Origin of the sequence: Microbacterium deminutum (assembly GCF_039530205.1) — a bacterium.
GTDB classification, from domain to species: domain Bacteria; phylum Actinomycetota; class Actinomycetes; order Actinomycetales; family Microbacteriaceae; genus Microbacterium; species Microbacterium deminutum.
Genome location: NZ_BAAAOG010000002.1, coordinates 192,054 through 218,638, shown reverse-complemented (window position 1 = coordinate 218,638; position 26,585 = coordinate 192,054). Strand labels below are relative to the sequence as shown.

The following is a 26,585-nucleotide window of genomic DNA, read 5'->3' as shown; positions in this document are numbered from 1 at the left end:
CGGCCCGTGGCCGTAGATCGGGAGCGCGTCGCCGCGCTCGTGCGGGAGCTGCTCGAGGCGATCGGGGAAGACCCCGACCGCCCGGGCCTGCGTCTGACTCCGGGCCGTGTCGCGGATGCGTACACCGAGTTCTTCGCCGGGGTGGGGGAGGATGCCGCAGCCCCCCTCGCGCGCACGATCTCGGTGGCTCGCGGCCCTGCTCCCGAAACGCGTCCGTCGGGCGCGGTCATGCTCCGCGACATCCGCTTCCGATCCATCTGCGAGCATCACCTGCTGCCCTTCCGTGGCCACGCCCACATCGCCTACCTGCCGGGCGAGCAGGTCGTTGGGCTCGGAGCGCTTCCCAAGCTGGTCGACATCCTCGCCTCGCGTCCTCAGGTGCAGGAACGGCTCGGCGAGCAGATCGCCGACGTGATCGCGTCATCGCTCGACACCCGTGGCGTGCTCGTGGTGCTCGACGCGTCGCACGAGTGCGTGACCATGCGCAGCGGTCAGCAGGCGGATGTCTCGACCGTGACGATCGCCGCGCGCGGCGAGCTCGCCGAACCCTTCGCACGAGCGGAGCTGATGGCGCTGCTGGGGGCGAATCGGGGATGACCGCCCTCGTCATGGGGATCGTCAATGTGACCCCCGACTCGTTCAGCGACGGCGGTCGCTACCTCGCCTCCGATGACGCCATCGCACACGGTCTGCGCCTGCGGGCCGAGGGAGCGCACATGCTCGACATCGGCGGCGAGTCGACCCGTCCGGGCGCCCAGCGCGTTCCGGTGCAGGTGGAGCAGGACCGGGTGCTGCCCGTCGTCCGCGCCCTCGCGGAGACGGGCGCGGTCGTCAGCATCGACACCATGAACGCGTCGACGGCGATCGCGGCGGTCGAGGCCGGTGCCCGGATCGTGAACGACGTGTCGGGCGGCATGGCCGACCCCGACATGCTCGCGGCGGTCGCCGGCACGAGGGCCGACATGGTCCTCAGCCACTGGCGAGGGCCCTCCGTCGACATGTACGCGCGAGCGCAGTACGGGGATGTCGTCGCCGAGGTCCTCGCCGAGCTCGTCGAGCGGATCGATGCGGCCGCTGCCGCCGGCATCCCGCCGGCCCGTGTCATCGTCGATCCCGGGATCGGCTTCGGCAAGATCGGCGAGCAGAACTGGGCGACCTTGCGCGCGCTGCCGCGCATCGCCGGACTCGGGCATCGCGTTCTCGTCGGCACGAGCCGCAAGTGGTTCCTCGCCGAGTCGCTCGATCCGGATGCCGCGGCCGATGTGTCCGTGGAGCGCCGCGATCCGGCAACGGCGGTCACGAGCGTGCTGGCGGCGCAGTCCGGCGTCTGGGCCGTGCGGGTGCACGATGTCGCGGCGACACGGGACGCGCTGCGGATCGCCGACAGCTGGAAGGGGGAGGGTCGATGGACGAGATCACGCTGACCGGACTCCGCGTCTTCGGGCGCCACGGCGTGTACGACGAGGAGCGACGCGACGGGCAGTACTTCGTGGTCGACTTCACCCTGCGGTTCGACACTCGCCGCGCCGGGCGGACCGACGACGTCGCTGAGACCGTGCACTACGGGGAGGCCGCGGAGCGCATCGCCGAGATCGTCTCGGGGGAGCCCGTCAACCTGCTCGAGACCCTCGCCGAGCGCATCGCCGCCGCGCTGCTCGACTTCTCGCCGGCCGAGCAGGTCCGCGTGACCGTCCACAAGCCGGACGCCCCCATTGCGCTGCCGTTCGCGGATGTCGCGGTGACGATCGAGCGGGATCGAGCGCGGGCATGAAGCGCGTGCTTGTGGAGGGCTTGACCACTCCGGTCGAACGAGTCGATGCCGTGCCGATCGAGGCGGTCATCGCCCTCGGCGCGAACCTGGGCGATCGCGCCGCCACGCTCGCCGCAGCGGTCGAGGAGCTGCGCCGCCTTCCGCTGGTCGACTCCGTCCGAGCGTCCGCCCCGGTGGAGTCGATCGCGGTGAAGCCGGATGGTCCGGATGCCGCGGCACCGGCATACCTCAACGCCGTCGCCATCGTCACGACGCGCCTCGCGCCGACCGTGCTGCTGGCGTATCTGCACGCTATCGAAGCGCGCCACGGCAGGGAGCGCAACGAGCAATGGGGGGACCGCACCCTGGACCTCGACCTCATCGCCTTCGGCGACATCCGAAGCAGCGATCCGCGGCTGCTCGTCCCCCATCCGCGGGCAGCGGAACGGGACTTCGTGCTGGGCCCGTGGCTCGCGCTCGATCCCGATGCCGAGCTGCCGGGAGTGGGCCGGGCCGACGTGCTGCTCGAAAGACTGCGAGCGGCATCGTGAAGCGCACGGGAGCCGGCATCCTGATCCTGGCCGCGGTGATCGGCGTCGCGGCGGGGTTCCTTCTCGACCAGATCCTGACGTCGGCGGGTCGCCCGACCTTCAATCCCGCGGTGACGCTGCCGATCCTGCTGGCGCTGCTCGGCGGCCTCGTCATCGTGCTGGCGATCCCCATCCGTCGCGCGACCCACGGATCGAAGCCGGCAGCGGTGAATCCCTTCCGCGCCGTGCGGATCGCGATGCTCGCGAAGGCCTCGAGCATCGTGGGCGCAGCGGTCGGCGGCGTGGCGGTCGGACTGCTGCTCTTCCTGCTGACCCGCCCTGTCACACCCTCGCTAGGCTCGATGGGCACGACGATCGCGACCGCGGTGTGCGGGGCGATCCTCGTCGCCGCGGGACTCGTCGCGGAACATCTGTGCACCATCCGGAAGGACGACGATGACGAACAGCCCGGAGGCGACGACCCCGGACTCCAGCCCCGACTCCATGACCACTGACGATCAACTCGACTCGGGCACATACCACCGGCTGATCGAGCCGCGGTCGCAGAATCGGCTCGCTCTCGAGGCGGGTCCATGGCACCAGATCTCGCGCAAGTACGTGTGGGTGCAGCTCATCTCGACGGGGTCGGTCCTGGTGATCGTCGTCGCCGCGACACTGGTGTTCACTCAGCTTCTGCACCAGACCTGGGCGTGGATCCCGGGGGGCATCATGACGGTGATCCTGGTGTGGACTCTCGCGATCGTCCCGCGACAGGCGCGCGCGATGGGCTACCGGCTGCGTCAGGACGATCTCGTGTTCCGCCGCGGCATCCTGTGGCAGCGCATGGTGGCGGTGCCGTATGGCCGCATGCAGCTGGTCGACATCAGCCACGGGCCGCTCGACCGCGGGTTCGGGATCGCCCAGCTGAAGTTCGTCACCGCGGCCGCCGCCACCGGCGTCACCATTCCCGGCCTCGAGCAGCAGACGGCGGAGACCCTTCGCGATCATCTGGTCGCCGTTGCAGAAAGCCGCCGCACGGGCCTATGACCGATCCGCTCACCCCGCAGGGACCGACGACGAGTCCGCCGCCAGGTCCGCAGGCGCCCGTCGCAGGGCCGGTTCCCCCTGTGGCCGCGCCGACGGGCGCGCCGGGCGCCGCGCCGACGGGCGCGCCGAGCGCCGCGCCGACGAGCGCGCCCATCGCCGCGGCTGGTGCATCGCCGCAACGGGCCGAGCCGAACGGTGCGGCCCCGCCTGCGGTGACGCCACGGGCTGAACCTCGCGCCGCGCCCCCGCGGGACCTGGTGCGCTCCCGGCTCAGCGACGGCGAGTGGCACCGGCTCCACCCGTTGACGCCGCTCCTGCGCGGCGGCCTGTTCCTCATCGTCATCGTGGGCATCGTCGTGTCCAACCTGCGGGACCGCCTGCTCTACCTGTTCATCCCCTGGCTCGCGCCCGACATCCCGCCGGACGAGATCCAGAACTGGGAGGGCACCGGGGATCCGATCGACTACATCGTCGCGCACAACCTCTACCTCCTCGCGCTGCTCGTCGTGCTCGGCGTCCTCATCCTCCTCATCGGGATCTTCTACCTGTCGTGGCGCTTCCACACGCTGCGGATCACCGGAGACGACGTCGAGGTGCGCAGCGGCATCCTGTTCCGCACGCAGCGCAGGGCGCCGCTCGATCGTGTTCAGGGCGTCAACCTCACGCGGCCGATGGTCGCGCGCGTGTTCGGCATGGCCAAGCTCGAGGTCGTGGGCGCGGGCGCCGACGGCAACGTCAAGCTCGATTACCTCTCGACGACGAACGCCGAGACCGTGCGCGCCGACATCCTGAGGCTCGCGTCCGGACGACGGCTGGCGGATGCCGCGGCCCGCACCGGTGCGCCGGACGGGCGTCCCTCGCGGGTGGCGGCGCTCGGTCAGACGGTGAGCCGAGGACTCACCGGCCTCATCGACGGCGACGAGCCCGCGGTCGAGGTCCCCGACTCCGTCGTGAACATCCCGATCGGCCGGCTGGCGGCATCCCACATCATCAGCCCGGGGACCTTCGGCCTGGTGTTCGCCGTCATCGCGATCGCCATCGGCGTCTCGCAGGGCATCACCTGGCTGCTCCTCGGTTTCATCCCCGCGCTGATCGGCTATGGGGCGTACTGGTTCCGCTCGATCACCAGGTCGCTGCGCTACTCGATCGCCCCGACACCGGACGGCGTCCGGATCACATTCGGCCTGCTCACGACGGTGACGGAGGTCGTGCCGCCGGGGCGAATCCACGCCGTGGAGGTCACGCAGCCGATCCTCTGGCGACCGGCCGGGTGGTGGACGATCCGCATCAACCGGCTGAGCGGACGCAGCGTGAGCGATACGAATCGGGACCAGTTCACGACCGCCCTGCCGGTCGGCACGCCGGCAGATGTCGAGCGGGTGCTCAGGCTCATGCTTCCGGCGGTGCCGGAGGCCGAGTGGCCGCTCATCGTGCATGAGGGGATGTTCCGGCCCGCCGGAGCGGACACCTTCATCACCACCCCGAGGCGTGCGTGGATCGTCCGCCCGCTGTCGTGGCGTCGCAACGGGTTCCGCCTCACGCAGGACGTGCTGCTGCTGCGCCGCGGGCTGGTCTGGCGCAAGCTCTCCATCCTGCCGCTCGCGAGGCTCCAGAGCGTCGCCGTGCATCAGGGCCCGGTCGACCGAGCGCTGCGGATCGCGTCCGCCCGGGGGGACGTCGTGGCCGGCCCGGTGTGGACCCAGCTCGCCGCCATCGATCGCGACGAGTCGCTGCGGCTGTTCGACGACGTCGCGCGTGCCACGGTGCGCGCGGCGTCGGGAGATCGGACGCATCGCTGGGCAGCGGATGCCGGGCCGGACGACTTCGGCGAGACTCCGAGGGTGTCGATCGCGGGCGTAGAGGACGTGGCGCGAGGCAGCTCGGTCCCGGACCGGAGGCCGAACACCGCACCGGAGCACCCCTCGTGACGCGCGACGGCCGGTTGGGCGTCGGGATCATCGGCGCCGGCCGGGTCGGCCCCGTGATCGGCTCTGCCCTCGCCGGTGCCGGCCATGCACTCGTCGGGATCACGCACGGCTCGGACGACGCTCGGGTCGAGGCGATGCTGCCGGGCGTGCCGATACTCGACGCGCTGGAGGTGGTTCGTCGAAGCGAGCTCGTGGTGATCGCCGTGCCCCACGATCAGCTCGAAGGGCTTGTGAGGGGCCTCGCCGAGATCGGCGCGTGGCAGCCCGGTCAGCTCGTGCTGCACACAGACCCGGGCTTCGGCACCGGCATCCTGGCGTCCGCAGTGGCGAAGGGGGTCATCCCGCTCGCCGTCCACCCCGCGATCGCCTTCACGGGCACCTCGATCGACCGGCGCCAGCTCGTCAACGCCTACGCCGCGGTCACGGCCCCGGCGACGGTGCTGCCGATCGCGCAGGCGCTCGCCGTCGAACTCGGCTGCGAACCCGTCGTCATCGCGGAGGAGGATCGCCCCGCCTACGCGGAGGGGATCGCCACCGCGACCGAGTTCTCGCGATCGATCGTCAGGCAGGCGACGGAACTGCTGCTGCGCGCCGGCGTGCCCAACCCGGGTGCGTACCTGTCCGCGTTGGCGCATTCGACGATCGACCACGCGCTCGCCGACGCGGGTTCGGGCACTCCGGGCATGCCCCCCGCTACGATCGACGGATGATCAGCACCATCGACGGGCTGCGCACCCGACTGGCAGAGGCCAGAGCCGCAGCACCGGACGGGGCCAGGGTCGCGCTCATCTCCACGATCGGCGCCCTGCACGACGGCCACATCGATCTCGTCCATCGCGCCCGCGAGGTCGCCGACATCGTCGTCGTGTCGGTCTTCGTCAATCCGCTCCGATTCGCCAGCCCGTCCGAGTTCGAGGCTTACCCCCGCACGCCCGAGGACGACGAGGCGCTCCTGGCGTCGCTGGGAGTCGATGTCGTGTTCGCACCGACGGTCGCCGAGCTGCTCCCGAATGGATCCGACACCACCAAGGTGACGGCGGGAGACCTGGGGCTGCGCTACGAGGGCCGCTCGAGGCCCTTCTACTTCGACGGCCTCCTCACCGTCGAGGCGAAGCTGTTCAACCTCGTGAGACCGGATGTCGCCGTTTACGGCGAGCGCGATCGGCAGCGCATCTTCCTCGTCGAGCGGATGATCCGCGACCTCCACTTCACGATCGAGGTCGCCACCGTCGAGACCGTGCGCGGTGACGACGGTCTGCCGGTGTCCACGCGGGTAGGACTTCTCGAGGAGCGCGACCTCGCGGCCGCGGCGAAGCTGCCCGCGGCGCTGGATGCCGCGGCGTCCAACGCCGACCGGGGCGTCGACGCGTGCATCGCCGCGGCGCAGTCCTCGCTGATGGGCGAGCCGCGAATCCGCCTGGAGTACCTGAGCGTCGTGGACCCGGCATCCTTCCTGCCCGTCGACGAAGGCCATCGCGGACCCGCGCTCGCGCTGATCGCCGCGACGGTCGCCGGACACCGGTTCATAGACAACGCCGAGATCTACATCGGCTGACGACGCGGAGGCGGACGTGCGCATCACCCGGATCGGCGGACCCACCGCGCTGATCGAATGGGAGGGATGGCGCATCCTCACGGATCCCACGTTCGATCCGCCTGGGCGAACATACTCCTTCGCGCTCGGCACGAGCTCGCGCAAGACGACCGGCCCAGCGGTCTCGCTCGATGAAGTCGGCGACGTCGACCTGGTGCTGCTGAGTCACCACCAGCACGCCGACAACCTCGATGACGCCGGACGCACTGCGCTCGAGCGTGCGAATACGGTGGTCACGACGGTCGCGGGCGCGAAGTCGCTCGGACACCGCGACATCCGCGGGCTCCGGGCGGGCGCCGCCACGGTTGTCTCGGGGCCCGCCCGGCCGACCATCACGGTCACTGCGACGCCCTGTCGCCATGGCCCTCCCCTCACGCGGCCGATCGTGGGGCCCGCGGCGGGATTCGCGCTCACCCGCGACGGCGCCGCCCGCCCCGGGCTGTGGATGACGGGCGACACGGTGCTTCACCGAGGCCTGCTGCGCGCGGCGGAAGGCCTTCGGCCCGACGTCATGGTGGTGCACGTGGGCGCGGTGAGGTTCCCGCGGACGGGTCCGCTCGTGTACACGATGGATGCCGCTGCCGCCGTGGCGGTGATCGACCGCGCCTCGCCAGGAGTCGTGGTGCCCGTCCACGTGGAGGGATGGAGCCACTTCTCCGAGCAGGAGCAGGCCGCGGCGAGGGTGTTCGATGCTGCTCCACCGTCCGTTCGCGACCTGATCCGCTGGCTGCCGCTCGGTGAGTCCGTCGACCTCGGCTGAGCCGCTGCGAGCAAGTCCGATCCGTTCGGACGGGACGGGCGGGCGTGTCGGGGCGTTCGCCTCACGATCCCGCCGCGGGACGCGCACGCGCGCGCCGATAGACTTGGGGCCGACTTTGCGAGGAGCCCGCCACGATGACCGAGACGCCTGCACCCGAGCCGACCGAAGACGAGGACGCCCGCCGGGCCGACCTGGTCGAAGCGTTCGAGCAGAAGGCTGTGCGCCTCGCCAAGCGCGAGCGGCTCAATGCCGAGCGGGCGGATGCCGCGGGGGGCGCCTACCCGGTCGCCCTTCCGATCACGGCCACGATCCCCGACCTGCGCGCGCGCTTCGGCGACCTCGAGGCCGGAGCCGAAACCGGCGAGACAGCAGCCGTCGCGGGGCGCGTGGTGTTCAGCCGGAACACCGGCAAGCTGTGCTTCGCCACCCTGCAGGCCGGCGACGGCAGCCGCATCCAGGCCATGGTCTCGCTCGCGTCGGTCGGGGACGAGTCGCTGCAGAGCTGGAAGGACCTCGTCGATCTCGGCGACCACGTCTTCGTGGCAGGCGAGGTCATCTCGAGCCGCCGCGGCGAGCTGTCGGTCATGGTCTCGAAATGGGCCATCGCGTCCAAGGCGATCCTGCCCCTTCCCAACATGTACGCCGAGCTGAGTGAGGAGACGCGGGTCCGAAGCCGCTTCCTCGACCTCATCGTCCGCGATCGCGCGCGCGAGACGGTGGTGGCCCGGGCCAAGGTGAACGCGAGCCTGCGTGCGACGTTCGCCGAGCGCGGGTTCATCGAGGTCGAGACCCCGATGCTGCAGGTGCAGCACGGCGGGGCGTCCGCGCGGCCGTTCATCACCAACTCGAACGCCTTCGACGCCGACCTCTACCTGCGGATCGCGCCGGAGCTCTTCCTCAAGCGTGCCGTCGTCGGCGGCATCGATCGCGTGTTCGAGATCAACCGCAACTTCCGCAACGAGGGTGCCGACTCGACCCACAGCCCCGAGTTCGCGATGCTCGAGGCATATCAGGCCTACAGCGACTACAACGGGATCGCCGACCTGACGCAACGGCTGATCCAGGACGCGGCGGTCGCGGTGGCGGGGTCCACCGTGGTGACGTGGGCGGACGGCACCGAGTACGACCTCGGCGGGCAGTGGGACCGGGTCTCGATGTACGATTCGCTGTCCGCGGCATCCGGTCGGGCCATCTCGCCGCAGACGTCGCTCGACGAACTGCTCGTCTTCGCGGCCGAGGTCGGGCTCGAGGCGCCTCCCCACGCTACTCACGGAAAGCTCGTCGAGGAGCTGTGGGAGCACTTCGTGAAGGGCTCGCTCACGCGCCCGACCTTCGTCATGGACTTTCCGCTCGATACGAGCCCGCTCGTGCGAGAGCACCGCTCGATCGCGGGGGTCGTGGAGAAGTGGGACCTGTACGTCCGCGGGTTCGAGCTCGCCACCGGATACTCCGAGCTCGTCGATCCCGTCATCCAGCGCGAGCGCTTCACCGAGCAGGCGAAGCTCGTCGCCAGCGGCGACCTGGAGGCGATGCGCATCGACGAGGAGTTCCTCCGCGCACTCGAGCACGGGATGCCGCCGTCGGGCGGGATGGGCATGGGCATCGATCGGCTGCTGATGGCGATCACGGGGCTCGGCATCCGCGAGACGATCCTCTTCCCGCTGGTCAAGTAGCCCGCCCGCGTCAGGCCCGGACGCCCTTGGGCGGCCGCTGGAATGCCCATTCGGGCAGGTGCCCGGCATGGACGAACGATCGCACGATCTCGGCGAGGCCGTGCTCCGGGTCGATCTCGCACGCCTCGAGGGCATAAACCTCCGCGTGCGTGGAGCGCCCGAGCGCCCACGCCAGCCACGCCGACGTCGCGAGCGGGCCCGGCCGCGACTCCCGTGGGGCCGCGGCTGCGACCCGACGCGCGAGTTCGAGCGCTGCGACCAGGCGGTCGGGATCGGGCCGGGCGCCCTCGCCCCACATGTGCATCGCGAGGTGGGCCGGGTACTCCTCGCCCTGCTCCCACCGCAGCTGCGCGTCGAGCGCCTCATCGCCCGCGGCGAGGCCACCGCACCACTGCACGAGCGCGATGTCCCGCAGCGCGGGCCGCGACAGGCACCACGTCATCGCCGCGGCATCGTACTGATCGAGTGTGCTCGGATCCCACGCGAGGGCCCCTTCGAACAAGGTCGGCAGGTCGTCGAGCGTGCACACCGCGGCGAGGGCGCGCGGATCGATGCGCCTCGACTGCTCGTCAGGGGAATGCGGGTCAGCGGCACCGCTGGAGGCGGTCTCCCGTCGAGGACTGCCGGATCGACCCGTGCCGGCGGCCTCGGGGCCGCAGAGCACAGCGACGGCGTCGGCCAGGCTCGCCAGAGCGTTCGCGACGCGCTCCTTCTCGGCGAGATCGACCGAGGGCAGGGATGCACCACTGGCCTGGTCGCCCTGGGGATCGGGGAGGGATGCCGCGGCCGCCGGTTCGTCGGCGAGCGAGGCCAGCGCTCGTCCCTCGGACGGGCAATCCCGATCCAGGTATGAGCCCCATCCGTCGGCGGCCACGCACAGGGCATCGGACAGGCGCAGTCCGCACGCGTCGGCGCGGCGCGCGAGCGCGTCGGAGAGATCGCGGTGCGGCATCCGTTCGTCGTCCGCGAACCGCGCATCGGTGTAGACGACGGTCGTGAGCGCGTCCGCCTCGGCGATGCGGCAGACCATGCCGATGATGGTCGACGCCACCCGGTCCATCGCGTCGGCTTCGTCGCCCGGAAGGTCGAACCGCATCGCGCCCAGACTTCGCGAACTCGCGAACGGGATCACGACGAGGCTGCGGGTGGGTCGGAAGCCGAGCAGATGGGGCACGAGCGAGAGGAATTCGGCGGCGTTCGCAGCCTTCACGATGGTGGTCATGCGTCGAGAGTGGTCGGCCGCACGGCCGCGCGCGGACGCTCCGCCGCGGATGTGGACTGCGGGGTCGATCCCCTCCGGATGGGGAGGAGACGTCGCGAGGGTATTCTGAGGGCATGGATTACTGGCCTGCCGTGGTGTGGTCGCTGCTGCCGACCGTCGTGGTGAGCGCCCTGTTCTTCTTCGTGCTGCGAAGCGTGGTTCGAGCGGACCGCAACGAACGCCGCGAGTATTCGCGCATCGAGGCGGAGGAGCGCGCAAAGCGCGGGCTCCCCCCGGCCGGGGCGCCGTCCCAGACGTCGACCGCTCCCGAGCACTGACCTCGCCCCCGGCTACGCTGGGCACACCGCCGGCCACGGGCGGGCGAAGGGGGTCGACGCGGTGATCACGCTCACGTTCGACGCGTCGTGGTGGCTGCTCCTCGTCTTCCTGTTCGACCTCACCGTGCGTGTCCTCGCGATCATCTTCGTCCCGCGCAATCGCCGGCCCACCGCGGCCATGGCGTGGCTGCTCGCGATCTACTTCATTCCGCTGATCGGCGTCTTCCTGTTCCTCCTGATCGGCAATCCGCGCCTTCCGCGCAAGCGCCGCCGCAAGCAGGAGCGCATCAACGAATACATCCACGAGACCAGCGAGCACCTGGATTTCGGGACCCTCCGCCCGCACGCGCCGGAGTGGTTCACCTCACTGGTCACTCTGAACCGGAACCTCGGCGCGATGCCGCTCGCGGGCGACAACGCCGCCCACCTCATCCCCGAGTACCAGAAGAGCCTCGACACCATGGCCGACGCCATCCGCGAGGCGACACGATATGTGCACGTCGAGTTCTACATCTTCCAGACGGATGTCTCGACCGACAACCTTTTCCGTGCGCTGGAGGAGGCCTCCGCACGGGGTGTCACGGTTCGGGTGCTGCTGGACCACTGGGCCAACCGCGGCAAGCCCTTCTACCGGAAGACCCTCAAGCGACTCGATGCCATGGGAGCGCAGTGGCGGCTGATGCTTCCCGTCCAGCCCCTTCGCGGCCGCTATCAGCGGCCGGATCTGCGCAATCACCGCAAGCTCCTCGTCGTCGACGGGCGGGTCGCCTTCATGGGCTCGCAGAACGTCACGGATTCGACGTACAACCTGAAGCGGAACATCAAACGCGGCCTGCACTGGGTCGATCTCATGGTGCGTCTCGAGGGGCCGGTCGTGGCATCCGTCAATGCGGTCTTCCTCTCGGACTGGTACAGCGAGACCGACCAGGTGCTGCCCGAGGAGGGCGAGCTGTTCGACGTGCGCTCCGGACCGGGCGATCTCGACTGCCAGATCGTGCCATCCGGCCCCGGGTTCGAGTTCGAGAACAACCTGCGACTGTTCCTCGGCCTGATCAACTACGCGCAGCGCAAGGTGATCGTCGTGAGCCCCTACTTCGTGCCGGACGAAGGCCTTCTCCTCGCCATCACGACCGCCTGCCACCGCGGCCTGCAGGTGGAGCTGTTCGTCTCGGAGGAGGGCGACCAGGCGATCGTCTACCACGCGCAGCGCAGCTACTACGAAGCGCTGCTCCGCGCGGGGGTGAAGATCTGGATGTACAGGCGGCCGTTCATCCTGCACTCCAAGTCCATGACGATCGACGACGAGGTCGCGATCATCGGGTCGAGCAACATGGACATGCGCTCGTTCGGTCTCAACATGGAGATCTCGATGCTGGTGCGGGGCGAGGAGTTCGTCAGCGAGATGCGCGGCGTCGAGGACATCTATCGAGCGCTCAGCCGCGAACTCACGCTCGAGGAGTGGGAGAAGCAGCCCCTCCGCTCCACGGTGCTCGACAACCTGGCCAGACTCACGTCCGCGCTGCAGTAGTTCCGGATGCCGAGCCCCGCCGCCGTGATCACCTCGTGATCGATCTTCCGGGCGCTCCCGGGCCGCCTGCGCCATGATGGAAGAGCCGGGCGTCGGAGCGCGGCCGGCCCGCCTTGCGCGGCATCCTCGGCGAAAGGCACGCTCATGGCCCGTTCTGGATTCCTCGCCGGCCTCGGCGTCCTCGCCCTCGCGAGTCTCGCGCTCGCCGGATGCGCGACCCCTTCCGGCGGGTCGACGTCCCCCGAGCCGACCCCGACGCAGACGCTGGAGCCCGATCCGGACCTGGGCGCCGCCTGGCTCGACGACGGCAGGATGATCGGGCTCGTCACGCTCGGCAGCTCGACCTGCGTGCCCCAAGCCGATCAGGTCCAACTGGCCGACGACGTCCTGCACGTGACTCTTGCCAAGCCCGACACCACCCAGGCGTGCACCAGGGACCTCGTGCCACGAGCGACGCTCGTGACCGTGCCCAAAGACGTCGACCCGGAGAAGAACCTCCAGATCGAGGTGACCGGCGACAACTACTTCGGCAGGGTCGAGCTCGACGGTGTGGCAGGACTCGCGCCCGGCGGCGCGACCGACTACCTGCCGAGCGCAGGCTGGGCGACGGCCAAGGGCCAGTTCGTGATCCTGACGTGGGGATCGTCGACGTGCATCCCCGTGATCCAGGATGTCGCCGCCACCGGCCCCGCGGAGGTCAAGGTGACGTACCAGACGCCGCCCGAGAACCAGGTGTGCACGATGGACATGACGCCGCGCGCCGCCGTCACGGCCGTGAACGCCCTCCAGGACGACACCGGCGTGCAGCTCATCCTCACGGGCGACGAGTTCGACAACGTGAAGATCCCCATCTACGGCACCAACTGAGCCTGGCGCCCGGATGCCGCGGCGCTATGCCTTGGGCGAACACGGCCATCCGGCATCCGGTCGCTCGTTACCCTCGTTGTAAGGCGCCAAGAGGGGTCGACCGGCCCGTCCCTGCCCCGGAGGAAAACGATGTTCGAGAGATTCACGGACCGAGCCCGTCGCGTGGTCGTCCTCGCCCAAGAAGAGGCGAAGATGCTCAACCACAACTACATCGGCACCGAGCACATCCTGCTCGGGCTCATCCACGAGGGCGAAGGCGTCGCCGCCAAGGCGCTCGAAAGCCTCGGCATCTCGCTCGACGCGGTGCGGGAGCAGGTGCAGGACATCATCGGCCAGGGTCAGCAGCAGCCTACGGGGCACATCCCCTTCACGCCCCGCGCGAAGAAGGTGCTGGAGCTGTCGCTGCGCGAAGCGCTCCAGCTCGGCCACAACTACATCGGCACCGAGCACATCCTGCTCGGCCTGATCCGCGAAGGCGAGGGCGTGGCCGCCCAGGTGCTCGTCAAGCTCGGCGCCGATCTCAACAAGGTGCGCCAGCAGGTCATCCAGCTGCTCTCGGGCTACCAGGGCAAGGAGCCCGCAGCCGTCTCCGGTGCCGCGCACGACAACCCCCAGCAGGCCCAGGGAGGGTCGCAGGTGCTCGACCAGTTCGGCCGCAATCTGACACAGGCCGCACGCGACAACAAACTCGACCCGGTGATCGGGCGCGAGAAGGAGATCGAGCGGGTCATGCAGATCCTGTCTCGACGCTCGAAGAACAACCCCGTCCTGATCGGCGAGCCCGGCGTCGGCAAGACCGCCGTCGTCGAAGGGCTCGCCCAGGCGATCGTCAAGGGCGACGTGCCCGAGACGCTGAAGGACAAGCAGCTCTACTCGCTCGACCTCGGCTCGCTGATCGCCGGCTCCCGCTACCGCGGTGACTTCGAAGAGCGCCTCAAGAAGGTCACGAAGGAGATCCGCACCCGCGGAGACATCATCGTCTTCATCGACGAGATCCACACCCTCGTGGGTGCGGGTGCCGCCGAGGGCGCCATCGATGCGGCGAGCATCCTGAAGCCGCTGCTCGCCCGCGGCGAGCTGCAGACCATCGGTGCGACCACCCTCGACGAGTACCGCAAGCACTTCGAGAAGGATGCCGCGCTCGAGCGCCGCTTCCAGCCGATCCAGGTCGCCGAGCCCAGCCTGCCGCACGCGATCAACATCCTGAAGGGGCTGCGCGACCGCTACGAGGCGCACCACAAGGTGCAGATCACCGACGGCGCGATCGTCGCGGCGGCGAACCTGGCCGACCGCTACGTCAGCGACCGGTTCCTGCCCGACAAGGCGATCGACCTGATCGACGAGGCCGGCGCTCGCCTGCGTCTGTCGATCCTGTCGAGCCCGCCCGAGCTGCGCGAGTTCGATGAGAAGATCGCCGAAGTTCGCCGGCAGAAGGAGCAGGCCTCCGAGGATCAGGACTTCGAGAAGGCCGCGTCGCTGCGCGACGAGGAGAAGTCGCTCCTCGCCGAGCGTCTGCGCCTCGAGAAGCAGTGGCGCAGCGGCGACGTCGCGTCCCACGCCGTGGTCGACGAGGGTCTGATCGCGGAGGTGCTCGCCCAGGCCACCGGCATCCCGGTCTTCAAGCTCACCGAAGAGGAGTCGAGCCGCCTCGTCTTCATGGAGAAGGCGCTGCACCAGCGCGTCATCGGCCAGGAAGAGGCGATCGCCGCGCTGTCGAAGACGATCCGCCGCCAGCGCGCCGGCCTCAAGGACCCCAAGCGTCCCTCGGGCTCGTTCATCTTCGCCGGCCCCACGGGCGTCGGAAAGACCGAGCTCGCCAAGGCGCTCGCGGAGTTCCTCTTCGACGACGAGGCAGCACTCATCGCGCTCGACATGTCGGAGTTCGGCGAGAAGCACACCGTCTCGCGGCTGTTCGGCGCCCCTCCGGGATTCGTCGGCTTCGAAGAGGGCGGCCAGCTCACCGAGAAGGTGCGTCGCAAGCCGTTCTCGGTCGTGCTCTTCGACGAGATCGAGAAGGCGCACCCCGACATCTTCAACTCGCTCCTGCAGATCCTCGAAGAGGGTCGGCTGACCGACGGTCAGGGGCGTCTCATCGACTTCAAGAACACGGTCATCATCATGACCACCAACCTGGGCGCGCGCGACATCGCGGGCGGTCCGGTCGGGTTCCAGGTCGAGGGCGACACCGCCACGTCGTACGACCGCATGCAGGGCAAGGTCAAGGAAGAGCTGAAGCGCCACTTCAAGCCCGAGTTCCTCAACCGCGTCGACGACATCATCGTGTTCCCGCAGCTGACCAAGGAAGAGCTTGTGCAGATCGTGGATCTGTTCACAAAGCGCCTCGGCACGCGCCTCCTCGACCGCGACATGACGATCGAGTTGACGCAGGCCGCGAAGGAGAAGCTGATCGCGATCGGCTTCGATCCCGCGCTGGGCGCGCGACCGCTGCGTCGCGCGATGCAGCACGAGATCGAGGACCGGCTGAGCGAGAAGATCCTGCACGGCGAGCTGAACGCCGGCGACCACGTGAAGGTGGATGCCGCGAACGGCGAGTTCGTGTTCGAGAACGGTCCCCGCGGTGGGCGCGTCGCGGTCGGCATCGTCGGCGGTGGCGAGATCACCGCGACCCCCGACCTCGCGGTAGCCAGCGACTGACGGGACGAGCGAGGAAGGGCCGGATGCCGAGGCATCCGGCCCTTCCTCGTTGCGGGGCGCGTTTCGTCTCGGTCGCTGCGCTCCCTTCGCTCAACGACCGGCGGTGCCAGAGGGGCCTGGCCCCGGTCGTTGAGCGAGCGAAGCGAGACGAAACGCGCCGCACCTAAGCTGGACCGGTGGATAGGTTCTCGGTGCGTCCGGCGCGGAGCGCGGACGTCCGCGGCATCCAGGCCCTGCTCGAGCCCTTCGTCCAGCGGCGGATCCTGCTCGGGAAAGACCTCGTGGTGCTCTACGAGTCGGTGCAGCAGTTCCTCGTCGCCGAGGACCAGCACGGCCGACTGATCGGGTGCGGCGCGCTGCACGTGATGTGGGAGGACCTCGGCGAGGTGCGAACGCTGATCGTCTCGGACGACTGGCTGCACCACGGCGTCGGCCGCGCGATCGTGGCGGGCCTCGAAGACAGCGCCCGCCGGCTCGGACTGTCGCGGCTGTTCTGCCTGACCTTCGAGGTGCAGTTCTTCACTCGACGCGGCTTCGCACCGATCGGGGAGCAGGTCGTCGACCTGGACGTGTACTCCCAGCTCATCCGCAGCCCTGATGAGGGCGTGGCGGAGTTCCTCGACCTCGCGCACGTCAAGCCGAACACCCTCGGCAACACACGGATGCTCAAGGTCCTGTAGCGAGGACCCGCTGAGGCTTTCTCGGTTCGGGCCGACGTCAGCCGGGCGCGCCGATCGGCTCTGCACGGCCGGGGCGGCTTAGCCTAGGCGCATGGCGACCGAACCCCCGCGCCGGAGGAGGCACTCCCCGGCGGTCTACCGTCGCCGGCGAATCGTGGTCATCGTCGGGATAATCGCGGCGATCGTGGTCGTGTGGCTGCTGATCGCGCAGCCGTGGCGGGGCGCCGCCTCGCAGACCGCGGGGCAGGATCCCAGCGCAGGCGACAAGACGACCACGGATGCCGGCGTCACCGAGCTTCCCGTCCCTCAGGACGCATCGAGCACGCCGCGCGCGACATCCAGCCCCTCGGCCACTCCGGCCGCCACCCCGCACCCAACCACCTCCCAGGCCCCCACTCCGGCGCCGACCTCGACAGCGGCGCCCTGCCGTTCCGGCGACATCACGGTCGAAGCCATCACCGACAAGACCTCGTATGCCACCGGGCAGAACCCGCTGCTCTCGATCAAGCTCACGAACCACGGCCGCACCGGCTGCAGCCTCAACGTGGGCACGAGCACGCAGGTGTTCACGATCACGAGCGGCAGCGACGTGTGGTGGCGGTCCACCGACTGCCAGACCGAGCCGAGCGACATGGTGGCGCTGCTCAGCGCGGGGCAGAGCGTCACGAGCGCCGTCCCGCTCGCCTGGGATCGTACGCGGTCCTCGGTCAGCACGTGCACCGACAGCGACCGACCGCGCGCCCCGGGGGGCGGCGCGACCTATCATCTCGACGTCGAGATCGGCGGCGTCTCCTCGACTGATTCGGCGCAGATCCTGCTCTACTGAGGGTTTCGCGCGGAGCGAAAGCCGCAACGGCGTGTCCGCCGAAGGGGGGACATCTTATCGGCAGAATCCGGCGTAGCCTAGTATCAGCTCCCGATGAGAAGGCTCAAAGCTGTCCCCAGCAGCAAAATCTCGTCCCCAGCGAGTGATCGTGAGCCACCCGAGAGCAGGCCCTCTCGAGCCTCCCCCCAAGGGGGACGGCGCGAGGGGGCCGCTGTGTCCGCGGGCAGCGGGGTCGAAGCATCCCCCCGGAAGCTTCGACCCCGCGATCCTCGCTCTAGCGTTGCTTATTGCCGAAGATCTCCGTCTCCATGGCGTCGTACCCCTCCGACTGCGGGTCGCCGTGCTGGCCGCCCGAGAGCGCGTACTCCTCCTCGGGCGAGAGCACCAGGCGTTTGCGACCGACCAGCGCGAAGATCACCAGCCCGATGACGTAGACGACGGCGATGGCGATGATCGCCGAGGTGTACCCGGGGTTGATCAGCTGACCGACGAACGTGAGCAGCGCGATGACCCCTGCGACGACTGCTCCGCCGATCCCCACCGGGCTCACGTAGGGCCGGGCGGCATTCGGCAGCTTCACCTTCAGGATGACGTACGAGACCATCTGCAGCAGGTACGAGATGACGGCGCCCCAGACGGCGATGTTGAGCACGATCGCGTTTGAGACGGCACCGATGTCGGGGTTGGCCTTCGTGATCAGGTCGACGGCGAGCAGCACCACGAACCCGATCACGGCTCCCACCAGCAGCGCGACCCACGGCGTCTGCCGCTTGCCGGTGAGCGACAGGAACTTCGGGTAGTAGCCGGCGCGTGAGAGCGAGTACATGTTGCGCCCGTAGGCGAACATGATCCCCTGCAGCGACGCCAGCAGTCCGATCAGGGCGAACAGCGACAGCACGGCGGCGAGGTCGGCGGGAAGGAACGCGCGGAAGCCGTCGAGCAGCGGTTCACCGGCGGCGCCGAGCGCTTTGGATCCCGTCACCGCGGGGTTGAGGAACAGCACGATCGCGCCCGTGACGATCAGCGTGATGAGGCCCCAGATGCCCGCACGCGGGATGTCCTTCGAGGGATCGTGAGCTTCTTCGGCGGCCAGCGGCAGCTCTTCGATGCCGAGGAAGAACCACATCGCGAAGGGCAGTGCGAACAGGATGCCCCACCATCCGAACGGCAGGAACTGCGAGCTGCCGGCGACGGTCTCGTCGGGAGCGATGTCCCACAGCTTCGAGAAGTCGACGGCGCCGTTCGCGAACGCGAGGATGCCGAACAGCACAAGGATGCCGATCGAGAGGATCGACACGATGACGGCGAATCGGAACGAGATCGACGCGCCGGCCGCGTTGAGGGCGATGAACACGGCGTAGAGCACGACCCACCACACCCACAGGTAGCCCGCCTTCGCCAGGTCGAAACCGGCGAGGGTCGCGATGATCTGGTTCAGATAGCCCGCGGAGAACAGCACGATGACGCCCGTGGTGAAGACGTACTCGATCGTCTCGGCCAGCCCGGTGACGAACCCGCCCCACGGACCCATCGCCGACCTCGCGAACGAGTATGCGCCGCCGGTGTGGGGGAGCGCCGCCGACATCTCGCCGATCGAGAACAGCATCCCGAAGTACATCACGACGATGACGAGCGAGGCGATCAGCAGCCCGCCCCAGCCGGCCGAGCCGATGCCGAAGTTCCAGCCGGAGAAGTCGCCCGAGATGACCGCCGCCACGCCGAGGCCCCACAGACCCCAGAACCGTGCCGAGCGTTTCAACTGGCGTTTCTCGAAGTAGCCCTCGCCCGCCTTGGTGTACGTGACTCCCGACACGGAACTCTTCGCTTCAGACATCCGTCCTCCAGGACGACTAGGGGCGCGCACTTTCGGGATGCGGCGCGTTTGGCACGATTGTGGCGCCTATTGGTACCTGATGTCTACCTTTGGTGCCTGATCGGTCACTAGGGTTAGGCTCGAACGCGAGCGATCACCGATCTAAAGGTCGGATCTCGCCGCATCGCCACCGGATGAAGGAGCGCGGGGATGAGCGGAAACCTGACGATCGCGGAACTCGCCGCTGCGGTAGGCACGGGAGACATCGACACCGTCATCGTCGCGTTCGCAGACGCCCAGGGTCGCCTCGTCGGCAAGCGCGTGTCGGCCCGCTTCTTCAACGACGAGGTGCTGCGCCACGGTGCGGAGGCGTGCAACTACCTCCTCTCCGTCGACGTCGACATGAACACCGTGGACGGCTATGCCATGTCGAGCTGGGAGAAGGGCTACGGCGACATGATGCTGCTGCCCGATCCTGCGACCCTGCGGCGCATCCCGTGGCTGCCGGGCAGCGCACTCGTGATGGCGGACCTCGCGTGGGAGGGCGGCGATCCGGTCGTCCAATCGCCGCGCGACATCCTGAAGCGCCAGCGTGCGCGGCTCGCCGACCGGGGGCTCGTCGCCTACGCGGGCACGGAGCTCGAGTTCATCGTGTTCGACGACAGCTATCGGGATGCCTGGGCTCGCGGGTACCGGGATCTCACGCCATCGACGGACTACAACGTGGACTACGACCTGCTCGCCTCGGGCAGGCTCGAGCCGCTGCTGCGGGACATCCGACTCGCGATGGACGGCGCCGGGATGTACTGCGAAGGCGTCAAGGGCGAGTGCAACTTCGGCCAGCAGGAGATCGCGTTCCGCTATGCGGAAGTGCTCGAGACGGCCGACCAGCACGCCATCTACAAGAACGGCGCGAAGGCCATCGCGGGACAGCACGGCAAGGCACTCACGTTCATGGCGAAGTTCAACGAGCGCGAGGGCAACAGCTGCCACATCCACCTCTCGGTCCGTGACGAGTCGGGCTCGGCGGTCATGGCGGGTGACGGGCCGCACGGGTTCGGCCCGCTGATGGGTCACTGGATCGCCGGGATCCTCGCGACGCTGCGCGAATTCACGCTGCTGTACGCGCCGACCATCAACTCGTACAAGCGCTACGCGAAGGGCTCGTTCGCGCCGACCGGGGTGGCATGGGGCGTCGACAACCGAACATGCGCGCTGCGCGTGGTCGGTCACGGTTCGTCGCTGCGGGTCGAGAATCGCGTCCCGGGCGGAGACGTCAATCCGTACCTGGGTCTCGCCGCGATCATCGCAGGAGGCCTGCACGGCGTGGAGCACGAGCTCGAACTGCCCGATCCGGTCGCCGGAAACGCCTACACATCGGGTGCGGATCAGCTGCCGATGACCCTGCGCGAGGCGGCAGAGCTCTTCGCGGAGTCCTCGATCGCGCGAGCCGCATTCGGCGATGACGTGGTGGACCACTACCTCAACCAGGCGCGCATCGAGGTCGAGGCCTTCGACGCCGTCGTGACGGACTGGGAGCGGGTGCGTGGCTTCGAACGACTTTGACGAACCTCGGTCGTCCAGCGGGGAGGCGGAACGCGTCGGGGAGTCCGGGGGCGTTTCGTCTCGCTCCGCTCGCTCAACGACCGGTGGTGCTGACCCTCGGTCGTCGAGCCACGAGACGAAACGCGCCGAACCCGGCGACACACGCCCGCCGGTGATCGGCCTGACCACCTACCTCGAGCAGGCCCGGCAGGGCGTGTGGGACGTGCGAGCGGCGTTCCTCCCGCAGCGATACCTCGACGCGGTCACCGCGTCGGGCGGCGTCGCCGTGCTCCTGCCTCCGCAGCCGGCTCCGGATGCCGCAGCAGCGGCTGCACTGGAAGGGCTCGACGGGCTCATCCTCACCGGCGGACGCGACGTGGAGCCGGAGCTGTATGGTGCGGTGCGGCATCCGCTCACCGACGCCCCCCGGCCCGACCGGGACGCCTGGGAGCTCGCGCTGTTCCGTGGCGCGGAGGAGCGACGGATGCCGGTGCTCGCGATCTGCCGCGGGCTGCAGCTCGTGAACGTCGCACGCGGCGGAACGCTGCATCAGCACCTGCCTGAGGCGCTCGGCACCGAGCGGTACCGGGTGGGCGGCGGCGTGTTCGCCTCGAACGAGGTGATGGTCGACGACGACTCGGCGCTGGCGCGGCTCATCGGACCCGGCACGATCGGCGTGCACAGCTACCACCACCAGGGCATCGACCGGCTCGGCGACGGGCTCGTCGCCACGGCCCGCACCGACGACGGACTCGTGCAGGCGATCGAGTCCGACGGCGATGGCTATGTCGTCGGCGTGCAGTGGCATCCCGAGGAGAACGCCGATGATCGCCGCCTGTTCGCGGGGCTCGTGGCCGAGGCATCCGTCTATGCCGCGTCGAGAGCTCAGCGGTCCTCGGTGGTCGAGCGAGGGAGCGAAGCCCCCGAGACGAAACGTCTCGAAGCGACCAGAGAGGCCCTTTCGTGAACACCTTCACGGTCGTGAACCCCGCCACCGAGACTGCGCTCGCCGAGATCCCGCGCGCGAGCGAAGCGGAGGTCGATGCGGCGATCGCCCGCGCCGTCGCCGCACAGCGGAGCTGGACAGCCCTGGCTCCGCTGGCTCGCGCCGATGCGCTGCGCGAGTTCGCCCGCGTCGTCGAGGCGCACGCCGAAGGTCTCGCGCAGCTCGAGGTGCGCAACTCCGGGCATCCGATCGGATCCGCCCGGTGGGAGGCCTCGCACGTCGCACAGGTGCTGAACTACTACGCCGGCGCGCCCGAGCGGCTGAACGGCCGGCAGATCCCCGTCGCGGGCGGGCTCGATGTCACGTTCCACGAGCCGTACGGCGTGGTCGGGATCATCGTGCCGTGGAACTTCCCGATGACGATCGCGTCGTGGGGTTTCGCGCCGGCGCTCGCCGCGGGCAACGCCGTCGTGCTCAAGCCGGCAGAGCTCACTCCGCTGACCGCGCTGCACCTGGCTGAGCTCGCGCTCGAAGGCGGACTGCCCGAGGGGCTGTTCCAGGTGATCACCGGTGCGGGCTCGGTCGTCGGGCAGCGCTTCGTATCGCATCCCGATGTGCGCAAGGTCGTGTTCACCGGGTCGACCGAGGTGGGGACGGATGTCGCGGCCGGCTGCGCCCGCGCGCTGAAACCCGTCACGCTCGAGCTCGGCGGCAAGAGCGCGAACCTCATCTTCGAAGACGCCGACCTCGAGCGTGCCGTGGCGGCCGCACCCGGGGCGGTGTTCGACAACGCCGGCCAGGACTGCTGCGCCCGCAGCCGCATCCTCGTGCAGCGCAGCGTCTACGACCGGTTCCTCGAGCTTCTCGAGCCGGCCGTCGCCGAATGGCGGGTAGGGGATCCCTCGCTCGAGACGACCGAGATGGGGCCGCTCATCTCGGCATCGCACCGCGACACGGTGGCATCGTTCCTCGACGATGCACGGGTGGCATTCCGCGGTTCGGCGCCGGACGGCGAGGGTTTCTGGTTCGCGCCGACGGTGGTGCTGGCAGAGCCGGGCGACCGCATCGCACAGGAGGAGGTGTTCGGACCCGTCGTGGCCGTGCTGCCCTTCGACGACGAGGCGGACGGCATCCGACTCGCCAACGACACGGTATACGGACTCGCGGGATCGATCTGGACCGAGAACCTGGGGCGTGCGATCCGCGTTTCGAGGGGGGTCAAGAGCGGCGTGCTGTCGGTGAACTCGCATTCGTCGGTGCGCTATTGGACTCCGTTCGGCGGCATGAAGGCGTCGGGGCTGGGGCGCGAACTGGGTCCTGACGCCCCGGAGCACTTCACCGAGACCAAGAACGTCTTCTTCGCGACGGATGCCTCATGATCGCCGCGCTCCGCATCACAACGCACCACCAGGAGGGCCGATGCCCATGGATCTGACGCAGCGCCTGAAGGATCGGGTCGCGATCATCACCGGCGGCGCCTCGGGGATCGGCCTGGCGACTGCGCGTCGGTTCGCCGCCGAAGGCGCCGCGGTCGTGATCGCGGACGTCGACGCGACGACCGGCGAGGCCGCGGCATCCGACGTCGGAGGCACCTTCCGGCAGCTCGACGTGTCGGACGAGACCCAGGTCAACGCCGTGTTCGACGGGGTGGCGGACCAGTTCGGACGCCTTGACATCGCATTCAACAACGCCGGGATCTCGCCGCCCGACGACGACTCGATCGAGACCACCGAGCTGCCGGCGTGGGACCGCGTGCAGGACGTGAACCTCAAGAGCGTGTACCTGTGCTCGCGCGCGGCGCTGCGCCGCATGGTGCCGCAGGCGCGCGGATCCATCATCAACACGGCCTCGTTCGTCGCGCTGCTCGGCTCCGCGACCTCGCAGATCAGCTACACCGCCTCGAAGGGCGGCGTGCTGGCGATGACCCGCGAACTCGGAGTCCAGTTCGCCCGCCAGGGGATCCGCGTGAACGCGCTGTGCCCCGGACCGGTGAACACGCCGCTCCTTCGGGAGCTGTTCGCCAAGGATCCCGAGCGCGCTCAGCGCCGGCTCGTGCACGTGCCGATCGGCCGGTTCGCCGAACCTGAGGAGATGGCGGCCGCCGTGGCGTTCCTCGCTTCGGACGACGCGTCGTTCATCACCGCGACGGCCTTCGTCGTGGATGGCGGCATCACGAACGCGTACGTCACACCGCTATGACCGACGCACCGCTTCGCGAAGTGCACCGGGCCGTCTACCGGCCGGTGCGCGAGGGGAATGCGCTCGAAGACACGGTGGCGCGCCTGGTGCAGACGATCCGTCTCGGCGTGGTCGGTCCGGGGGAGTCGCTGCCGTCGGAACGCGAGCTCGCCACGATGTACGGAGTCAGCCGTGACACCGTGCGCGAGGCCATTCGCGAGCTGGCCGACACCGGATACCTCGTGCGCCGGCGAGGCCGGTACGGCGGCACGTTCGTCGCGAACCCGCTGCCGCGCCCCGCCGCGCCCGGCACGGTGCCGGTCGAGGAGCTCGACGACGTGCTCGGCCTCCGGCGGGTGCTCGAGGCCGGCGCCGCACGGGCGGTGGCGGGCCGCGCGCTGGCGCCCGAGGCCCGCGCCGAGCTCTGGACCCGGTACGAGGCGGCGTCGACGGCATCGGAAGGCGACTATCGCCGGGCCGACACGCTGCTGCACCTGACGATCGCCGAGCTCGCCGGCATCCCGTCACTCGTCGCGCTCGCCGCCGAGAACCGGGCCCGTGTCAATGCGTGGCTCGACACGTTCCCGCTGCTGCCGCGCAACATCGAGCACTCCAACGCGCAGCACGAGGGCATCGTGAAAGCGATCCTGGCGGGACGAGCGGATGCCGCCGAGGCGGCGATCCTCGAGCACCTCGCCGGGTCGGAGGCGCTGCTGCGCGGGTTCCTCGCCTGAGCGCGCGGCTCGCGCCCGCCCAGGCGGGTTCTCTCGAGACGTGATCACCCGCCAAGCTCGCCGCGTCCCTGGGTCAGAACTCGGGGACGTCGACGCCGGGCCGCGCGGTGACTCGTGCACGCACATCGCGCAGGGCACCCCGCAGCGTGCCCGAGCGGTTGTCGATCAGATGCGCGTAGCCCAGTCGGGTCGCTTCCCCGCGGCGCTGCGGCGCCTGGGTCACGGGCCGGACCTCGCCGGCGAGGCTCAGCTCGCCCACCGCCGCCAGCGTCTTGGGGGTGGCTTCGCTGCGCAGCGCACCCGCCACCGCGATGGCGATCGCGAGATCGGCCGCCGGTTCGGTGAAGCGGACGCCGCCGACCGTCGACACGTAGACGTCCTGATCGCTGGTGACCACGCCCGCCTTCTTCTCGAGAACCGCAAGCACCATCGCGACCCGAGCCGCGTCGACGCCGTTGACGATGCGCCGCGGATTGGGCGCCGACGTCCTGATCGTGAGCGCCTGCACCTCGACGGGCAGAGCCCGCCGGCCCTCGAGCGCGATCGCGACGCACGTGCCGGGCTCGGGCGAGCCGTGCCCGAGGAAGAGGGCGCTGGGATCGGGCACTTCGGCGATGCCCGAACCGGTCATGTCGAAGCATCCGACCTCGTCCGTCGGGCCGAAGCGGTTCTTCAGCGCACGCACGAAGCGCAGGGACGTCTGCCGGTCGCCCTCGAACTGGCACACGACGTCGACGAGGTGCTCGAGGATGCGCGGGCCGGCGATCGACCCGTCCTTCGTCACGTGTCCGACGATGATGACGGGCAGTCCGCGATCCTTCGCGACACGGATGAGAGTGGATGCCACCTCCCGCACCTGGCTCGGGTGACCTGCCATGCCCTCGGACATGGCTGACGAGACCGTCTGCACCGAGTCGACGATCAGCAGCTCGGGGCGCACCTCGTCGACGTGTCCGAGGATCGTCGCCAGGTCGGTCTCGGCCGCGAGGTACAGCTCGTCGTGCAGCGCGCCGGTGCGCTCGGCCCGCAGCCGCACCTGTGCGGTGGACTCCTCGGCGCTCGCGTAGAGGACGCGCCGGCCGGCGCTCGCGCTCTGCGCGGCGACCTCGAGGAGAAGCGTCGACTTGCCCACCCCCGGTTCGCCGCTGAGCAGGATCGCAGCGCCCGGCACGATGCCGCCGCCGAGCACGCGGTCGAACTCTCCGACGCCGGTCGTGCGGCGCGGCGCGTCGGTGGTGTCGATCGAGGTGATCGGCCGGGCTGCGCGCGCTGCACCCGGTGCGATCGGCGTGATGGAGCGCAGAAGTCCGGTCGGCTCGGATGCCTCGACCACCGTGCCCCACTGCTGGCACTCGCCGCAGCGGCCCACCCATTTGAGGGTCGTCCACCCGCATTCGGTGCACCGGTACGGGGCGGCGGTGGGTCGTCGGGTGGCCATGGCCTCAGCGTAGGCTCGGCTGCCGACATCCACCCTGCGGGCGTGCCGATGCGCGACAACTCGCCGGCGTACGGTGGGCTCATGCGGAGGACGGACATGGCATCCCGGGTGATCGATGCCTCACCGGAGGCGCTCTACGACGCATTCACCGACCGGGATGCGCTCGCCGTATGGCTGCCTCCGACCGGCATGACCGGTTCTTTCGAGTACTTCGACCTGCGGCCGGGCGGCGGCTACCGGATGCGCCTCACCTACCAGGGCGAGGGCGTCGGCAAGACGACGAGCGACACGGATGTCGTCGAGGCGCGCTTCGTCGAGCTCGCGCCGGGCGAGCATGTCGTGCAGGAGGTCGAGTTCGTGGCACACGACCCGGCCTACGCCGGCACCATGGTGATGACCTGGTCGCTCGAGCCCGTGGATGGCGGCACGCTCGTGACGTTCCGCGCCGACGACGTTCCGCCGGGGATCTCGGCCGAGGACCACGCGGCCGGGTTCGCGGCATCCCTCGCGAATCTCGCGCGGTACGCGGAGCGTGCGGTCGAGACCTAGAGCAT

At 69.6% G+C, this 26,585-nt stretch carries 26 protein-coding genes; 23 read left to right on the top strand and 3 right to left on the bottom strand.

Going from position 1 to position 26,585, the window contains the following annotated elements:
- Window positions 1–6: 6 nt before the first annotated feature.
- The 11 genes from folE to lysS all read left to right on the top strand — a co-directional run bounded on the left by folE (window position 7) and on the right by lysS (window position 9,282).
- Complete coding sequence (gene folE / locus ABD212_RS07295) at window positions 7–597, top strand: GTP cyclohydrolase I (RefSeq protein WP_344092880.1); 591 nt, start codon at window positions 7–9, stop codon at window positions 595–597.
- Window positions 594–1,424 carry a dihydropteroate synthase gene (gene folP / locus ABD212_RS07290; RefSeq protein WP_344092878.1) on the top strand — a complete coding sequence of 277 codons (831 nt, stop codon included), beginning with the start codon at window positions 594–596 and terminating at the stop codon, window positions 1,422–1,424. The genes folE and folP overlap by 4 nt, the downstream gene beginning before the upstream one ends.
- Entirely contained in the window at window positions 1,406–1,771 is a 366-nt protein-coding gene (gene folB / locus ABD212_RS07285) for a dihydroneopterin aldolase (RefSeq protein WP_344092876.1), read from the top strand. The genes folP and folB overlap by 19 nt, the downstream gene beginning before the upstream one ends.
- The gene (folK, locus tag ABD212_RS07280; RefSeq protein ID WP_344092874.1) at window positions 1,768–2,301 is read left to right on the top strand and encodes a 2-amino-4-hydroxy-6-hydroxymethyldihydropteridine diphosphokinase; all 534 of its coding nucleotides are present in this window, start codon (window positions 1,768–1,770) and stop codon (window positions 2,299–2,301) included. The genes folB and folK overlap by 4 nt, the downstream gene beginning before the upstream one ends.
- Window positions 2,298–2,795, top strand: a complete 498-nt coding sequence (locus ABD212_RS07275; protein ID WP_344092871.1) for a DUF3180 domain-containing protein — start codon at window positions 2,298–2,300, stop codon at window positions 2,793–2,795. The genes folK and ABD212_RS07275 overlap by 4 nt, the downstream gene beginning before the upstream one ends.
- Window positions 2,737–3,327 (top strand): PH domain-containing protein, encoded by a 591-nt coding sequence (locus tag ABD212_RS07270; RefSeq protein WP_344092869.1) that lies wholly within the window; start codon window positions 2,737–2,739, stop codon window positions 3,325–3,327. The genes ABD212_RS07275 and ABD212_RS07270 overlap by 59 nt, the downstream gene beginning before the upstream one ends.
- On the top strand, window positions 3,324–5,255 hold the full coding sequence (locus tag ABD212_RS07265) for a PH domain-containing protein (RefSeq protein ID WP_344092867.1): 1,932 nt from the start codon (window positions 3,324–3,326) through the stop codon (window positions 5,253–5,255). Before ABD212_RS07270 ends, ABD212_RS07265 begins: the two co-directional genes overlap by 4 nt.
- Window positions 5,252–5,965 carry a DUF2520 domain-containing protein gene (locus ABD212_RS07260; protein ID WP_344092864.1) on the top strand — a complete coding sequence of 238 codons (714 nt, stop codon included), beginning with the start codon at window positions 5,252–5,254 and terminating at the stop codon, window positions 5,963–5,965. Before ABD212_RS07265 ends, ABD212_RS07260 begins: the two co-directional genes overlap by 4 nt.
- Window positions 5,962–6,810, top strand: coding sequence for a pantoate--beta-alanine ligase (panC, locus tag ABD212_RS07255; RefSeq protein WP_344092862.1), 849 nt, complete (start codon window positions 5,962–5,964; stop codon window positions 6,808–6,810). Before ABD212_RS07260 ends, panC begins: the two co-directional genes overlap by 4 nt.
- 16 nt (window positions 6,811–6,826) lie before the next feature.
- On the top strand, window positions 6,827–7,609 hold the full coding sequence (locus ABD212_RS07250; protein WP_344092859.1) for an MBL fold metallo-hydrolase: 783 nt from the start codon (window positions 6,827–6,829) through the stop codon (window positions 7,607–7,609).
- 134 nt (window positions 7,610–7,743) lie between these two features.
- Window positions 7,744–9,282 carry a lysine--tRNA ligase gene (gene lysS, locus ABD212_RS07245; RefSeq protein ID WP_344092857.1) on the top strand — a complete coding sequence of 513 codons (1,539 nt, stop codon included), beginning with the start codon at window positions 7,744–7,746 and terminating at the stop codon, window positions 9,280–9,282.
- 10 nt (window positions 9,283–9,292) lie between these two features.
- On the opposite strand, the gene ABD212_RS07240 is transcribed toward lysS, so the two are convergent.
- Entirely contained in the window at window positions 9,293–10,504 is a 1,212-nt protein-coding gene (locus ABD212_RS07240; protein ID WP_344092855.1) for a DUF4192 family protein, read from the bottom strand.
- 113 nt (window positions 10,505–10,617) lie between these two features.
- On the opposite strand from ABD212_RS07240, the gene ABD212_RS07235 reads away from it, so the two are divergent.
- The 6 genes from ABD212_RS07235 (at window position 10,618) to ABD212_RS07210 (ending at window position 17,377) form a co-directional block, all read left to right on the top strand.
- The gene (locus ABD212_RS07235) at window positions 10,618–10,821 is read left to right on the top strand and encodes a hypothetical protein (RefSeq protein ID WP_344092853.1); all 204 of its coding nucleotides are present in this window, start codon (window positions 10,618–10,620) and stop codon (window positions 10,819–10,821) included.
- Window positions 10,822–10,882: 61 nt separating this feature from the next.
- Entirely contained in the window at window positions 10,883–12,349 is a 1,467-nt protein-coding gene (cls, locus tag ABD212_RS07230) for a cardiolipin synthase (RefSeq protein ID WP_344092851.1), read from the top strand.
- Between the two features lie 144 nt (window positions 12,350–12,493).
- Complete coding sequence (locus ABD212_RS07225; protein ID WP_344092849.1) at window positions 12,494–13,216, top strand: hypothetical protein; 723 nt, start codon at window positions 12,494–12,496, stop codon at window positions 13,214–13,216.
- 129 nt (window positions 13,217–13,345) lie between these two features.
- A complete protein-coding gene (locus tag ABD212_RS07220; protein WP_344092846.1) occupies window positions 13,346–15,871 on the top strand; it encodes an ATP-dependent Clp protease ATP-binding subunit in 2,526 nt (841 codons plus the stop codon).
- Between the two features lie 176 nt (window positions 15,872–16,047).
- Complete coding sequence (locus ABD212_RS07215; RefSeq protein WP_344092844.1) at window positions 16,048–16,551, top strand: amino-acid N-acetyltransferase; 504 nt, start codon at window positions 16,048–16,050, stop codon at window positions 16,549–16,551.
- A 91-nt stretch (window positions 16,552–16,642) separates the two neighbouring features.
- Window positions 16,643–17,377 carry a hypothetical protein gene (locus tag ABD212_RS07210; protein WP_344092842.1) on the top strand — a complete coding sequence of 245 codons (735 nt, stop codon included), beginning with the start codon at window positions 16,643–16,645 and terminating at the stop codon, window positions 17,375–17,377.
- A 274-nt stretch (window positions 17,378–17,651) separates the two neighbouring features.
- Here ABD212_RS07210 and ABD212_RS07205 read toward each other — a convergent pair whose 3' ends face one another.
- Window positions 17,652–19,211, bottom strand: coding sequence for an amino acid permease (locus ABD212_RS07205; RefSeq protein ID WP_344092840.1), 1,560 nt, complete (start codon window positions 19,209–19,211; stop codon window positions 17,652–17,654).
- Window positions 19,212–19,400: 189 nt separating this feature from the next.
- On the opposite strand from ABD212_RS07205, the gene ABD212_RS07200 reads away from it, so the two are divergent.
- The 5 genes from ABD212_RS07200 (at window position 19,401) to ABD212_RS07180 (ending at window position 24,593) form a co-directional block, all read left to right on the top strand.
- A complete protein-coding gene (locus tag ABD212_RS07200; RefSeq protein ID WP_344092838.1) occupies window positions 19,401–20,756 on the top strand; it encodes a glutamine synthetase family protein in 1,356 nt (451 codons plus the stop codon).
- 151 nt (window positions 20,757–20,907) lie between these two features.
- Window positions 20,908–21,702, top strand: coding sequence for a gamma-glutamyl-gamma-aminobutyrate hydrolase family protein (locus ABD212_RS07195; RefSeq protein ID WP_344092836.1), 795 nt, complete (start codon window positions 20,908–20,910; stop codon window positions 21,700–21,702).
- Window positions 21,699–23,060, top strand: coding sequence for an aldehyde dehydrogenase family protein (locus ABD212_RS07190; protein WP_344092834.1), 1,362 nt, complete (start codon window positions 21,699–21,701; stop codon window positions 23,058–23,060). Before ABD212_RS07195 ends, ABD212_RS07190 begins: the two co-directional genes overlap by 4 nt.
- Before the next feature lie 40 nt (window positions 23,061–23,100).
- Window positions 23,101–23,880: a 3-oxoacyl-ACP reductase gene (locus tag ABD212_RS07185; RefSeq protein WP_425561249.1), complete on the top strand. Its 780-nt coding sequence runs from the start codon at window positions 23,101–23,103 to the stop codon at window positions 23,878–23,880.
- A complete protein-coding gene (locus tag ABD212_RS07180) occupies window positions 23,877–24,593 on the top strand; it encodes a FadR/GntR family transcriptional regulator (protein ID WP_344092832.1) in 717 nt (238 codons plus the stop codon). The genes ABD212_RS07185 and ABD212_RS07180 overlap by 4 nt, the downstream gene beginning before the upstream one ends.
- Before the next feature lie 73 nt (window positions 24,594–24,666).
- Here ABD212_RS07180 and radA read toward each other — a convergent pair whose 3' ends face one another.
- Entirely contained in the window at window positions 24,667–26,031 is a 1,365-nt protein-coding gene (radA, locus tag ABD212_RS07175; RefSeq protein ID WP_344092829.1) for a DNA repair protein RadA, read from the bottom strand.
- An 81-nt stretch (window positions 26,032–26,112) separates the two neighbouring features.
- Here radA and ABD212_RS07170 point away from each other — a divergent pair, with 81 nt between their 5' ends.
- A complete protein-coding gene (locus ABD212_RS07170; RefSeq protein WP_344092826.1) occupies window positions 26,113–26,580 on the top strand; it encodes an SRPBCC family protein in 468 nt (155 codons plus the stop codon).
- Window positions 26,581–26,585: the final 5 nt, after the last annotated feature.

Bases quoted from the DNA above. Each gene is read 5' to 3' on its own strand.
- ABD212_RS07180 (WP_344092832.1), top strand. From the start codon at position 23,877: ATGACCGACGCACCGCTTCGCGAAGTGCACCGGGCCGTCTACCGGCCG.
- folK (WP_344092874.1), top strand. From the start codon at position 1,768: ATGAAGCGCGTGCTTGTGGAGGGCTTGACCACTCCGGTCGAACGAGTC.
- ABD212_RS07225 (WP_344092849.1), top strand. From the start codon at position 12,494: ATGGCCCGTTCTGGATTCCTCGCCGGCCTCGGCGTCCTCGCCCTCGCG.
- ABD212_RS07235 (WP_344092853.1), top strand. From the start codon at position 10,618: ATGGATTACTGGCCTGCCGTGGTGTGGTCGCTGCTGCCGACCGTCGTG.
- lysS (WP_344092857.1), top strand. From the start codon at position 7,744: ATGACCGAGACGCCTGCACCCGAGCCGACCGAAGACGAGGACGCCCGC.
- folP (WP_344092878.1), top strand. From the start codon at position 594: ATGACCGCCCTCGTCATGGGGATCGTCAATGTGACCCCCGACTCGTTC.
- ABD212_RS07265 (WP_344092867.1), top strand. From the start codon at position 3,324: ATGACCGATCCGCTCACCCCGCAGGGACCGACGACGAGTCCGCCGCCA.
- ABD212_RS07205 (WP_344092840.1), bottom strand. From the start codon at position 19,211: ATGTCTGAAGCGAAGAGTTCCGTGTCGGGAGTCACGTACACCAAGGCG.
- ABD212_RS07220 (WP_344092846.1), top strand. From the start codon at position 13,346: ATGTTCGAGAGATTCACGGACCGAGCCCGTCGCGTGGTCGTCCTCGCC.
- ABD212_RS07200 (WP_344092838.1), top strand. From the start codon at position 19,401: ATGAGCGGAAACCTGACGATCGCGGAACTCGCCGCTGCGGTAGGCACG.
- ABD212_RS07210 (WP_344092842.1), top strand. From the start codon at position 16,643: ATGGCGACCGAACCCCCGCGCCGGAGGAGGCACTCCCCGGCGGTCTAC.
- folB (WP_344092876.1), top strand. From the start codon at position 1,406: ATGGACGAGATCACGCTGACCGGACTCCGCGTCTTCGGGCGCCACGGC.
- ABD212_RS07270 (WP_344092869.1), top strand. From the start codon at position 2,737: ATGACGAACAGCCCGGAGGCGACGACCCCGGACTCCAGCCCCGACTCC.
- radA (WP_344092829.1), bottom strand. From the start codon at position 26,031: ATGGCCACCCGACGACCCACCGCCGCCCCGTACCGGTGCACCGAATGC.
- ABD212_RS07170 (WP_344092826.1), top strand. From the start codon at position 26,113: ATGCGGAGGACGGACATGGCATCCCGGGTGATCGATGCCTCACCGGAG.
- panC (WP_344092862.1), top strand. From the start codon at position 5,962: ATGATCAGCACCATCGACGGGCTGCGCACCCGACTGGCAGAGGCCAGA.
- ABD212_RS07185 (WP_425561249.1), top strand. From the start codon at position 23,101: ATGCCCATGGATCTGACGCAGCGCCTGAAGGATCGGGTCGCGATCATC.
- ABD212_RS07240 (WP_344092855.1), bottom strand. From the start codon at position 10,504: ATGACCACCATCGTGAAGGCTGCGAACGCCGCCGAATTCCTCTCGCTC.